The 12,081-nt window shown below is 64.8% G+C and carries 8 protein-coding genes; 4 read left to right on the plus strand and 4 right to left on the minus strand.

The window, feature by feature from the left end:
* The first annotated feature begins 59 nt into the window (after positions 1 to 59).
* The 3 genes from JQ572_RS16290 (at position 60) to JQ572_RS16300 (ending at position 4,890) form a co-directional block, all read left to right on the plus strand.
* Positions 60 to 437 (plus strand): FmdB family zinc ribbon protein, encoded by a 378-nt coding sequence (locus JQ572_RS16290; RefSeq protein ID WP_211384042.1) that lies wholly within the window; start codon positions 60 to 62, stop codon positions 435 to 437.
* A gap of 44 nt (positions 438 to 481) precedes the next feature.
* Positions 482 to 1,522 carry an aliphatic amidase gene (locus JQ572_RS16295; protein ID WP_211384043.1) on the plus strand — a complete coding sequence of 347 codons (1,041 nt, stop codon included), beginning with the start codon at positions 482 to 484 and terminating at the stop codon, positions 1,520 to 1,522.
* Positions 1,523 to 1,893: 371 nt separating this feature from the next.
* Positions 1,894 to 4,890 carry an autotransporter outer membrane beta-barrel domain-containing protein gene (locus JQ572_RS16300; protein ID WP_211384044.1) on the plus strand — a complete coding sequence of 999 codons (2,997 nt, stop codon included), beginning with the start codon at positions 1,894 to 1,896 and terminating at the stop codon, positions 4,888 to 4,890.
* 3 nt (positions 4,891 to 4,893) lie between these two features.
* Here JQ572_RS16300 and JQ572_RS16305 read toward each other — a convergent pair whose 3' ends face one another.
* The 4 genes from JQ572_RS16305 to JQ572_RS16320 form a co-directional block, all read right to left on the minus strand.
* Positions 4,894 to 5,724, minus strand: a complete 831-nt coding sequence (locus tag JQ572_RS16305; protein WP_211384045.1) for an MlaD family protein — start codon at positions 5,722 to 5,724, stop codon at positions 4,894 to 4,896.
* 102 nt (positions 5,725 to 5,826) lie between these two features.
* The gene (locus JQ572_RS16310; RefSeq protein ID WP_211384046.1) at positions 5,827 to 8,046 is read right to left on the minus strand and encodes an acetate--CoA ligase family protein; all 2,220 of its coding nucleotides are present in this window, start codon (positions 8,044 to 8,046) and stop codon (positions 5,827 to 5,829) included.
* A gap of 114 nt (positions 8,047 to 8,160) precedes the next feature.
* Positions 8,161 to 8,736: a class GN sortase gene (locus tag JQ572_RS16315; protein ID WP_211384047.1), complete on the minus strand. Its 576-nt coding sequence runs from the start codon at positions 8,734 to 8,736 to the stop codon at positions 8,161 to 8,163.
* Between the two features lie 99 nt (positions 8,737 to 8,835).
* Positions 8,836 to 11,097, minus strand: a complete 2,262-nt coding sequence (locus JQ572_RS16320) for a marine proteobacterial sortase target protein (RefSeq protein ID WP_211384048.1) — start codon at positions 11,095 to 11,097, stop codon at positions 8,836 to 8,838.
* A 185-nt stretch (positions 11,098 to 11,282) separates the two neighbouring features.
* Between JQ572_RS16320 and JQ572_RS16325 the strand changes: the two genes are divergently transcribed.
* The gene (locus JQ572_RS16325) at positions 11,283 to 12,053 is read left to right on the plus strand and encodes a helix-turn-helix transcriptional regulator (protein ID WP_211384049.1); all 771 of its coding nucleotides are present in this window, start codon (positions 11,283 to 11,285) and stop codon (positions 12,051 to 12,053) included.
* The last annotated feature ends 28 nt before the right edge of the window (positions 12,054 to 12,081 follow it).

A 12,081-nucleotide genomic window follows, 5' to 3' on the forward strand; every position in this document is an offset into this window, starting at 1 on the left:
TGCCGCCCCGCATCCGCCGCGGGACTTCTCGAAACAGGCAAAAGCGTGGGGATGATGCGATGCCGGTCTACGAATATCTCTGTGACGATTGCGGTCCGTTCAAGGATCTGCGCCCGATGGCGGAATGCGACGACCCGCAGGAATGCCCGCATTGTGAAACCATGGCGCCGCGCGTGATCCTGACCGCACCAAATTTCTTCTGCATGCCGGCGGAGACCCGCAAGGCGCACGCCGTCAACGAGCGCAGCACGCATGCGCCGCAAACGCTTGCGCAATACAAGGCCTCGCATGGCCCCGGCTGCGGCTGCTGCTCGTCGGGCAAGACCGTGAAGGACAAGAGCGCGCCGGACAGGAAGAAGCCGGCGCGGCTGGTGACCAAGACCAGGAGCGGAGCAAAGGGCTTTCCCACGGCGCGCCCCTGGATGATCAGCCACTAACGCGCGCGGCAACCCAACACGAACAAGATACAGGAGCGCTCAAGATGCTTCACGGCGATATTTCCAGCAGCAACGACACCGTCGGCGTCGCGGTGGTCAACTACAAGATGCCTCGCCTGCACACCAAGGCCGAGGTGCTCGACAATGCCCGCAAGATCGCCGACATGCTGGTCGGCATGAAGGCCGGCCTGCCCGGCATGGACCTCGTGATCTTCCCGGAATACTCCACCCAGGGCATCATGTACGACTCCAAGGAGATGTACGAGACCGCCTCGGCGGTGCCCGGCGAAGAGACCGCGATCTTCGCCGAAGCCTGCCGCAAGGCGAAGGTATGGGGCGTGTTCTCGCTGACCGGCGAGCGCCACGAGGAACATCCGCACAAGGCGCCCTACAACACCCTGATCCTGATGAACGACAAGGGCGAGATCGTCCAGAAGTACCGCAAGATCATGCCCTGGGTACCGATCGAGGGCTGGTATCCCGGCAACTGCACCTATGTCTCCGACGGCCCGAAGGGGATGAAGGTCAGCCTGATCATCTGCGACGACGGCAACTTTCCCGAGATCTGGCGCGACTGCGCCATGAAGGGCGCCGAACTGATCGTGCGTTGCCAGGGCTACATGTATCCGGCCAAGGAGCAGCAGATCCTGATTTCCAAGGCGATGGCCTGGGCCAACAATGTCTATGTGGCGGTCGCCAACGCCGCCGGCTTCGACGGCGTCTATTCCTATTTCGGTCACTCCGCGATCATCGGCTTCGACGGCCGCACGCTTGGCGAGTGCGGCGAGGAAGATTACGGCATCCAGTACGCGCAGCTCTCGAAACATCTGATCCGCGATGCGCGCCGCAACGGCCAGTCGCAGAACCATCTCTACAAGCTGGTCCACCGCGGCTATACCGGCATGATCAATTCCGGCGAAAGCCCGCGCGGTGTTGCGGCCTGCCCCTACGATTTCTACAAGAACTGGATCGCCGATCCGGAAGGGACGCGGGACATGGTCGAGGCCATGACCCGCTCGACCCCGGGGACCGACGAGTGCCCGATCGAGGGCATCCCGAACGAGGCAGCGGCCAGCAATTACTGAGCCGTTGCGGATGGCGCAGGGCGGGTAGCATGTTTGGCGCACCCGCCCTTCATCGCGAATGATGTGAACGACCGTACACAAGGCCGGACCCCCTGGTGCACCTTCGCACGCGTGAATTGAGAGCCGGGCGCGGCAACGCGTGGCGCGGTTGCAACATGAGCTGTTGAATCTGCCTAAGTTGCAGCCTCCTTGGCTGATTCTTGCCTTGCCGTAGTTCTACTGGCCGTACCCATGCCCTACGTTCCGCGCGGCGCCGCTGAGAGCGCCGGGGGCAGGGGCTGAGCGTGGGAGCTGGATTTCCATCGAGCGGGCAGGGTTGCTCGCGCCGGGGTGTTGCCCCGGTTCGCACGGCATTCTGGCTTGGCCTCGCCTTGAGCGCGGCCGCCGCGACAAATCCCGTAGCAGCGCAGCAGGTCTTCAACGGATCGCAGACCACGCCGAACGGTGCCATCAACGGTGGCGGCGGGGTGTGGGACACCACCACCACGAACTGGACGGATGTCTTCGGTTCGACCAGCAGCGCCTACGATCCCGCGTCAGCCGGCACGATATTCGGCTACTCGGGAGTCTTGACGCCGGCCACGGCCGGCACCGTGACGGTCGCGCCGAGTGGCGTCCAGCTCACCGGCCTCGTTGGCTTCGACGTCACCGGCGACAATTCGGTCTACACCATCCAGGGCGGCGACCTTCGGCTAGCCCCGGGCGGCACCACGTTCTTCACCAACGATGTCACCGGCACGGCGGATCCGTCGGCCGTGATCGCCTCGCGCATCACCGGCAGCGGCGGGATCAACGTCCAGGGACCCGGTATCCTGGCGCTGCTCGGCGCAAATATCTATACCGGCGACACTTTCATCTGCTCCTGCGCGGCGTTGCAGCTTGGTGACCCGACGCATACCGCGAGCATCATCGGCGCCGTCGTCAACGACGGTCTCTTCAACGTCGTCAATGCCGACACGTCGGGCATCACGTCGCTCCTGAACAGTTTCTCCGGCACGACGATGTTTCTCAACGCAACATCCGCCGGCTCTATGGTCATTACCAACAACGGCCAGCTGTACTTTGGCGATCCGTTCGGAACCGGGACCGACACCGCCACGGCCGGCCGGGCGACCATCACCAACGATGGCGGCTTGATCGGCTTCTTTGGCCGGACCAATGCAGGCTCCGCCAGCATCACTAACCAGAACGGCGGCACCACCGCGTTCATCGATCAAGCCTCGGCGGGCTCGGCGACCATCGTCAACAAGGACTTTGGCGGCACGAGCTTCGGCGCCGTGCCGGGAAGCACCGCGACCGCCGACAACGCAACAATCATCAACGATGTCGACGGCCAGACCGCTTTCGGCGGATTGTCGACGGCCGCCAATGCCACCATCATCACCAAGGACGGCGGCGCGACCAAGTTCTATGACAATTCCACCGGCGGCAACGCGCGCTTCATCACCACCGGCACGGGCATCGTTGACTTCGGGATCAGCCGCGGCCTGAACGGTGACGGCCGCATCACGGCCGGTTCGATCGAAGGCAATGGCACCTACTATATCGGGGGTGGCAACACGCTCGTCGTCGGTAGCAATAATCGCTCGACGCTGGTCGACGGTGTCATCGGCGACTACGATCCCTGCGGGTGCGGTTTCATCGGCGCCGGTTCCCTCGAAAAAGCAGGCAGCGGAACGCTGGTCCTTTCGGGCACCAATACCTATACCGGCACGACGACCGTCAATGGCGGCATCCTGCGGGTCGATGGCGACATCTCCCAATCGAGCCTGACCACCGTGAACGCGGGCGGAGCGCTGTTCGGCGCCGGGATCGTCGGTAATACCACCGTCGCTGCCGGCGGCATCTTCGCGCCCGGTGACGGTGGTCCGGGCTCGAGCGTGCTGGTTCTGGGGGACCTCGCCTTTCAGTCCGGTGCGGTCTACCTCGTGCAGGTCGGCAGCGGATCCACCGCGAGCTTTGCCAATGTTCTCGGCAATGTTGGCCTGAACGGCACCGTCGGCGTCTCGTTGTACGCTGGCAGCGCCATCTTGCCGCAATACAAGATCATGCAGTTTTCCGGCTCTGCCTCCGACAACTTTGCCGGTGTCGCCGCTCCCGGCGGCCTGATTGGCACGACGACCGTGGATCCCAGCGGCACCGTCTATCTCAATTTCACGCTGGACTACGCCGCGAAGTACGCCCTCAACGTCAATCAGAAGAACGTTGCCGCGACGCTTCAGAATTTCTTCAACGCGAATGGCTTTCTGCAAGCCGAATTCGCAGGCCTCGGCCCGAACGGCCTGACACAGGCTTCCGGCGAACCGGCGACGGGTTCGCAGCAGACGACCTTCAACGCGATGAACCTGTTCCTCGGCTTGCTCACCGACGTGTTCGGCTCTGGGCGCAGTGGCACGCCTGGTGCGACGCCATACGCCGACGAGATCAGTGCGAACGCCTATGCCGCGACCGGCAAGGCCGCGCGTGACAAAAGCGCGCGCGACGCCTTTGCCTCGATCTCTCGCAAGGCACCGGCTCTGACGTTCGAGCAGCGCTGGGACGTGTGGGCGGCCGGCTATGGCGGCTCGCAGACCACCGATGGCAAGGCCGGCCTCGGTTCGAACAACACCACCAGCAGCGTCTATGGCACCGCCGTCGGTCTCGACTACCGCTTCTCGCCTTCGACGATTGCTGGCATCGCGCTTGCCGGCGGCGGCACCGGCTTCAACGTCAACGGGCTTGGCTGGGGCCGCTCCGACCTGTTCCAGGCCGGCGCGTTCGTGCGTCATACTGTGGGACCGGCCTACATCATGGCCGCGCTGGCCTACGGCTGGCAGGACGTCACGACCAATCGCATCGTCACCGCTGCCGGGGTCGATCAGTTGCGTGCGCAGTTCAAGGCCAATGCGTTCTCGGGCCGTATCGAGGGCGGCTATCGCCAGGCCACGCAGTGGATCGGCCTCACGCCCTACGCAGCGCTCCAGGCCACCATGTTCAGCCTGCCGGGCTATTCGGAGTTCGCGGTGGTCGGCAACAATACCTTTGCGCTCAACTATGCCGCCAAGGACATGACCAGCACCCGCACCGAACTCGGCCTGCGCGCGGACAAGTCATTCGCCGCGGCCGGCGGCCTGATGACCTTGCGCGGCCGCGTCGCCTGGGCCCATGACTACAATCCGGACCGCGCCGTCGGTGCGGTGTTTCAGACGTTGCCGGGATCGGCGTTCGTCGTGAACGGGGCCGTCCAGGCGCGCGATTCCGCATTGACCACGGCGGCGATACAGATGAGCTGGATGAACGGCTGGTCCGCGTCGGCGACCTTCGAGAGCGAGTTCTCGAACGTCACCCGCTCCTATGCCGGCAAGGGCGTCGTGCGTTACGCGTGGTAGGCGCTACCGCTTCTTCTGCGCCGGCTTGCGCGGCGGGCGCGGTGCGGCGGCGGGTGTGGGCGTCCCGCTCATCTTGTTGGCGGCCTCGCTGACGTCGAGCAGCGAGCGACGGATGTCGTCGAGGTAGCTCGCCGATTTCTTCTTCATGGTGTCGGCGAGCTCGCGCAGTCCCTGAACCTTTTCGAACAGCTCGTCGGCCTTGCCGTCGACGAAGCCGGGCACCACGCCTTCGATCTTCGTGACAGCCTTGTCGAAGCCCACGAAGGCACTGTCGACTTTGGCCATGACGGAATCGATTTCGTCGCCCTTGCTCTTGAGATCGGCGGTGTAGGTCTCGAACGTGCGCAGGCCCTCCTTGATCGCCGGGGCATTGCTCACGATCGTGCGGTCGACACTGTGCAGGGTGTCGACGATGGATTCGGCATCGCTGAGATCGGCGGTCAGTACCGGGACGCCGTCCGAGTCGAGGGGTACCGGCGGGGCGGAGGGGGCGCCGCCGATCAACGACACCGCGGCGACTCCGGTGAGGCCCTGGAACTCGATGCCGGCCACGGTATCCTTGCGGATCGGCGCGGCGTTATCGAGCGATACGAGCGCCACGACCTTGCGGGGATTGTCCAGCTTGATCGACAGGATCTGGCCGGCGGGCACGCCGTCGAAATTGACCGGCCCGCCGCGCCGCAATCCGCTGGCGGAGCCGCCCTCGAACACCACGCGCAACTGGCTGCGGCTCTGGAGGGTGCGCCATTTCTGCATGCCGAGCAGGCCGCCGAACGCCACGGCGATCACCGCCAGCGTCGCCGTTCCGATCACCAGATTGCTCGCGCGTGCCATCAGGGGCGATTCTACGGCCAAAGCAGGAAAGTTGGAAGGAGCCCGAATGGCCGCGATTCTAGGTAAGGCAGGTTAGGGAAGCGTAACCCGCCTTCCGCGACGTCAATGTCCGGCCGCACGCTTTGCCGCGGCATTGTTCAGGACGATGAGGGCATCGACGGCGACGCCCGTCCTGGCATTGATCAGGAACGGATTGATGTCGATCGAGGCGATCCGGTCGCCGGCATCCGCGATCAAATTGGACAGGCCGACCAGCGCCTTCACGGCGGAAGCCTCGTGCAAGGCCGGCTTGCCGCGATAGCCGCGCATCTTGATACCGGCCTTGGTGCGACCGATCAGGAGTCGCGCTTCGGCCTCGTCCAGCGGCGCTCCGGCGAGCGCCACGTCCTTCATCAGCTCGATGTCGATGCCGCCGGTGCCGAACAGCACGACCGGACCCATCTCGGCATCGAGCGAGGCGCCGACCACGAGCTCGAGATCGGCCTTGACCTGCTGCGCGATCAGGATGCCGTCGAGCTTCGGCTTGCCCTTCAGCTTGTTCACGCGCGCGGTGATGTCGCTGAACGCCTTCTTCACCTCGGCCGCGGTGGTGAGATTCAGCACCACGCCGCCGATGTCGGATTTGTGCAGGATCTCGGCGCTGACGAGTTTTGCCACGACCGGGAAGCCGATCTGCTTGGCGATCTTCACGGCCTCGGCTGCCGTCTGCGCGATCGCCTCCTTCGAGATCGGGATGCCGTAGGCTTTCAGGAGCTTCTTCGAGGCGACCTCGTCGAGCGCGGCGCCGGTTGCCGATCTCAGCGCCTTCTCCAGCACGGCACGCGCGGCAGGCTTTGAGCTCGAGGCGATGTCAGGCACCTCCTTGCGAAGCTTGGCATAGGCAAGCAGCGACCTGATCGCGGTCACCGCGCGGTCCATGCCCTGCATCACTGCAAGATGCGGCAGCGATTTGCGCAGGGACTTGGTGAACTCGGTGAAGCCGATCGACATCGCGCTGATGTAGATCACCGGCTTACCGGCCCGGCTCGCCATCTCGTTGACGATGCGCAGATTGCGCTCACGCAGCTCGTGCGGCGCTTTCGGCAGTTCGGCATCGATGATGACGATGTCGATATCGGGATCCTCGATCATCAGCTCGATCGACTTCATGTAGACGGAGGGATCGACCACCGCGGCAAAGCCGGCGTCGAGCGGATTGCCGACGATCGAGCCTGGCCCGAGCATTTTCGCAAGCTCCGAGCTGACATGCGTGCTCAGCGGCGCGAAGTTCAGATCTTCCGCGTAGAAGGCATCGATCAGCATGCCGCGCTTGCCGCCGGACAGCGTGACCGCGGCGAGCCGGTCGCCTTTGGGCACGACAGAGTGAACGAAGCATTCGGTGGTCTCGATCAGTTCGTCGAGCCCGCCAACCCGGATCACGCCCTCGCGCGTTGCAACGGCATCGAATGTCTCGATCGAGCCTGCGAGCGCTCCGGTGTGCGCCATCGCCGCCGCGCGGCCTCCCTCGGACGCGCCGAGCTTGAGCGCGATCACCGGCTTGCTCGCGGCACGTGCAGCCTTGCAGGCCTCCCGGAACGCCTTGGTGTTGCGCACGCCCTCGAGATAGACGACGATCACCTTGATGCTCGGATCCTCTGCGAAATAGCGCATCAGGTCCGGCGTCTCGAGGCCGGCTTCGTTGCCGGTTGTCACCATGTAGCCCACCCCGACGCCGCGATCCTCCAGCGCCTGGCGGATCGCCATGACGATGGCGCCGGATTGTCCGGCGATCGCCACCGCGCCCTGTTCCATGGTGACGATCCGGTCGTCGATATTGGTGAAGAGCTTTTCGCCTGCGCTCAGATTGCCGAGGCAATTCGGGCCGGTGACGGCCAGGCCCGTCTCGCGCACGGCCGCCTGCAGTTCGGCCGCGAGCTTCTGGCTCTCCTCATCCTGCAACTCGCTGAAGCCCGAGGTGACGATGGTGGCCGAGCGCGCGCCGGCCGCTGCGGCATCGCGGATCACTTGCACCGCAAAGCGCGCCGGCACCAGCACCAGCACGTGATCTGGCTTCTCCGGGAGGCTGGCAAAATCCTTGAAGCAGGGGACGCCCCAGATGGTCTCTCGCTTGGCATTGACCGGATAGAGTCCGCCCTCGAAGCCGTATTTGACCAGATTGTTCCAGATGCGCTCGGCATAGTTGCCGGGCTTGTCGGTCGCGCCCACCAGCACGATGTTGTGCGGGTGCAGCATGGCGTGGATGCCCTTGACGATGTCGCTGGCGTCGGGCGTTGGAGACCATGGGCGCGAAGAACCGGACGCAGCAGATACGCGAGCTTCCATGGCGTGACCTCACCTGTTGTTCTTGTTGGCGGTGCGTCACTCTGTTCTATGGCGAGTTCTTCGGACTGGCAACCACATGGTATGCCGCGTGATGGAATGAGCGATGCATCGCACTTATTCATCTTTATCGACGCCAATCAGGACGCCATGCAGGACATAACGTTCGGGCCCGGGCGTCACCGCCTCGAACGGCCAGCACGTGGTGAGCACGAGTTGGAAATCCTGCGCCGTGGGATCGATGCCGGATTCATCGAAGCGGACGATGGCCGAGGCGTCCGCGCGATAGCGGAACTGCCTACCGTCGCGACGGGTGATCTCGATGATATCTCCGATGGCGACGTTTCGCAGGAAACGGAAATGCGTGTCGCGATGGCCGGCATAGACGGCAACACCGCGCTCGCCCGCGTCAGCCGTTTGGAGGATATGGCCGGGACCGAAAGCGAGCGCCTGGCCGCTCGTGCCTTCCAGCACGATCGCGCTGGCGCCGATCCGCTTTACCTCGATCCGCGCGACGGGCCAGGTGTCGGCCCATGACCATGGCTTGACCACTTCGCCGGTCGCAACACTCCTGTCGAACGCGCGCTGCAGCAGCACCTGCGCGAGCCAGGCCTTGGCGTGGATGTAGGCGCCGTCGCCGAACAGGAGGATGCCTATCAGCGCCAGGACCAGGGGAGAGACGAAGCGGGTCATCGGTGTCTCTCGTTCGTCATTTCGAAAAAGGCGCGCGCGGCCGTTGGTGTGGGACGGGCAGCCGCGCGCGCTAACAGAGGAGTTTGGGGGGCTCCTCTCTCAAGCGGCGTCAGTGAGCAAGGTCTGACGCCGGTTGAACACGAACAGGACCAGGGCAAGCACGATCAGGACCAGGCCTGCGATCATCTTCAGCTCGGCCGAGGTTGCGGTCTTGGGCAGACGGATCGCATCGGGTGAAGCTGGTGTCGGCCGCCTTGCCGTCGGTTGATTGCGCGCATCGGCATGGCGCTCGCGCAACTGATCCGGCACCTGCGGCCGCTCGCCAAAGACCTTCTCGAAGTCCCAGCCGGCCGGCAGGTTGATCGGCAATTCGCTGAGCCTGAGCGGCTCGCCTTCGGGACGGCTCGGCGTCTTGTCGACCGCGACGAGGCTCGTCAGTCGCGTGACGATCTGATGGTCGAGCGCCAGCGCCAGGATCGCCTTGTCGGCCTGCTCCGGCGTGAGTTCCCGTATGGTGCGCGCCACTTCGGCGTCGCCGATCTTGCGCTTCGCCCACAGCTTCGACGGGCCCTTGCCTTCGGCTGCGCTCTGCAGCGGCAGCGTCACCGACCACGGACGGTCGCCGACGCGTCCCTTGATCTCGATCGAGCCCGCGAGCTTGTCGAGTTTTGCCGCCAGCACCAGCGGCTCGTCGCGATAGACATCCGGAATGATCGCCGGTGTCACGTCGGCCTTGGCTTCGGAGAACCTTACACTGAGGCCGGTCACCGCCGGGTTCTCCAGCTTGGCGAACAGACCGCGCATGCGTTCCTCGACCTGCTCGACGGAGCCGATATGGGTGAAGGCACCGCGGCCGAGCTCGGCGGCGCGCGTCATCAGGTAGGTGTTGGGCGCGGAGCCGATGCCGACCATGAACACACGTGAGCGGCCGCGCATCGCCGTGATCGTTTCGAACAATTGCTGCTCATTGCCGATGGCGCCGTCGGTCAGGAACACGACCTGGCGAACCATGCTGGTGTCGCCGAGCTTGTCGGTCAGCGCTGCACGCATCGCCGGCACCATCTCGGTGCCGCCACGCGCCTGCAGCGCATCGACGAACGAAGTCGCCTCGCGGACATGCGTGCCATCCGCCGGCACCGAGGTCGGAAACAGCACGTCCATGGTGTCGTCGAAGCGAATGACGTTGAAATGATCGGTCGGCTGGAGACGAGCGAGCGCATAAGTGAGGCTGGCCTTGGCCTGTACGATCGACGTTCCGCCCATCGAGCCGGAATTGTCGATCACGAACACGACTTCGCGCGGGAGCGGCTTCTGGGTCGCCTGCTCGGTGGTGGGCGGTGTAACGAAAGCGAGCAAATAGTCGGCATCGCCGACATGCTCGCGGAACAGGCCGACCGACGGCGCCTTCTCCGCGGCCGGTTTCCAGGTCAGCTCGAAATCGCGGTCGGCGGGGACAATGCCGTCGGAGAGCGTGACGATTCGTGTCGTGCTGTCCGGGCTCTCGATCTTGACGTTATGGTGAGGGCTCTTGACCTCACCCAGCGCAAACCCGGCCTTCAGGCGCACCGTGATGCTGGTCGGATTGACCGGCGCATTCCGGGCAGGATCCAGCACCGGCGGCGAGATGCGGTTGCGGTCCGGCACCGGGTCCGACGTCGTCGCGCCCCAGCCGGAGCCATCGTTGCGGAAGTCGACGCTCTGCACGATCGGCGCCGGATTGTAGCGTGGCCCGACCACCAGCGGCAGGCGCAGCGAATATTCGTTGGCGGATTGCTGCACCGGCTCCTGATATTCGATCTGCACCAGCACGGTTTCGCCGGGGCCGATATTGGCGACCGAGTTGGTGAAGATGTTCGGCCGCTCCTGCTCGGTGAGCGCGGCCTTCTGGCCGGCGCGTCGCGCCTCTTCGTAGATCACGCGCGCTTGCTGCCGCTCCTTGATGTCGCCGACGATGACGCGGTCGCCGACCACCATCTTCAGCGTATCGACGGCCCCGCCGGTGGGAAGCGGATAGACATAGGTCGCCTCGACCCAGTCCTTGGTCGGGTTGCGGAATACCTGCGTGACGCGGGCGCGCAACGTCGGGCCGGAGACCGTGACGTCGATATCGATGCCGAGGCGGATCGCTTCGATGGTGGCGCCGTCTTCTTTGAGGAGGAGGGTGCCGGATCGGGCATCGCGGGGCTGGAGCAGGCTGGCCTGCTCCGTCGTCGCCGACCAGCCCGGCTCGAAGCTCACCAGCAGGGCCACGAAGGCGACCAGCATCACCGCGATGCCCTGCGCCAGAAGGAACAGTCCGACCACAATGAGTCTGCCCAGCCAGGGGTGTTCGTTGCTGTCGACCGCGTCGTAATTGTCCATTTGGCTTGCTCCCGAAGGTGTTTGACGTTGCAGAGCATCGGTCGGGAGCGGGCGATTTCGCGAGCAGAATGATCGGCAATGTTCCGCCGCGGCCGGCCTGGATCGGCCGCCGCCGGGATGGCCAGGTGCGGTTTTGTGCTGGTTTGTCCGCCCTGCTAGGATGGCCGTCCTGGAGCAGGGCCACGATGCAGATGCAGGACAAATTCACCGACAAGCAGCTCTCGGACGAGCAGAGCCGCGAGGTCGCGGAGACTATTCGCGAGGAACTCGCCAGACGCCGGATCTCCCGGCAAGCGCTGGCCGAGCAGGCCAAGCTCAGCCTGTCGACGCTGGAGAAGGTCCTTGGCGGGCGGCGGCCGTTCACGCTGGCGACGACGGTGCGGCTGGAGCAGGCGCTGGGCGTCTCCTTGCGCAAAAGCGTCGTCGTGATGACGCCTCCGGCCGCAAGCGATGTCGCGCCCGACAGCCTTGGCTCCTACGCCCATCGCGCGGTGACCTGGCTCGAGGACGTCTACATCACGCTGCGGCCGTCGTTCGGGGACAAGGACGCGATCTTCGCCTACCGCACCGAGATCGTCTGGGAGCCGAGGGTCTCGTCACTGGTGTTCCGCGAAGGTGAGCGAACCGATGCCGCCTATGAGCACACCGGCGAGGTCGCAGTGCCGCATCAGTCCGGCTTCATCTATCTCGTCATCATAAAGCACGGACAGCATCGCGTGATCACGGTGTCGCGGCCGACGGTTGCCGGCGAAATGTACGGCATCATCTCGACGCTCCGCGCCGGGCCCGGCTCGCAGCTGACGCCGATCGCTGCGCCGATCGCCTATGTGCCGCTCAGGAATGTCCCGAAGCCGTCGCTGGGACGGGTCGCGCCTGATGACGCCAACCATGCGCTTTATCGCGGTCACTTGCGCCGCACGATCGACGAGTCTTTTGCGCTCTTCCTGCCGGGATAGCTCGCCCGCCGAGCGCACATAAAAAATA

Origin of the sequence: Bradyrhizobium sp. SZCCT0153, from assembly GCF_018129995.1 — a bacterium.
GTDB classification, from domain to species: Bacteria; Pseudomonadota; Alphaproteobacteria; order Rhizobiales; family Xanthobacteraceae; genus Bradyrhizobium; species Bradyrhizobium japonicum_G.

What these genes read in the sequence shown, in the direction of transcription:
- JQ572_RS16290 (WP_211384042.1), top strand. Translation starts at nt 60, where the DNA reads ATGCCGGTCTACGAATATCTCTGTGACGATTGCGGTCCGTTCAAGGAT.
- JQ572_RS16295 (WP_211384043.1), top strand. Translation starts at nt 482, where the DNA reads ATGCTTCACGGCGATATTTCCAGCAGCAACGACACCGTCGGCGTCGCG.
- JQ572_RS16305 (WP_211384045.1), bottom strand. Translation starts at nt 5,724, where the DNA reads ATGGCACGCGCGAGCAATCTGGTGATCGGAACGGCGACGCTGGCGGTG.
- JQ572_RS16310 (WP_211384046.1), bottom strand. Translation starts at nt 8,046, where the DNA reads ATGGAAGCTCGCGTATCTGCTGCGTCCGGTTCTTCGCGCCCATGGTCT.
- JQ572_RS16315 (WP_211384047.1), bottom strand. Translation starts at nt 8,736, where the DNA reads ATGACCCGCTTCGTCTCTCCCCTGGTCCTGGCGCTGATAGGCATCCTC.
- JQ572_RS16320 (WP_211384048.1), bottom strand. Translation starts at nt 11,097, where the DNA reads ATGGACAATTACGACGCGGTCGACAGCAACGAACACCCCTGGCTGGGC.
- JQ572_RS16325 (WP_211384049.1), top strand. Translation starts at nt 11,283, where the DNA reads ATGCAGATGCAGGACAAATTCACCGACAAGCAGCTCTCGGACGAGCAG.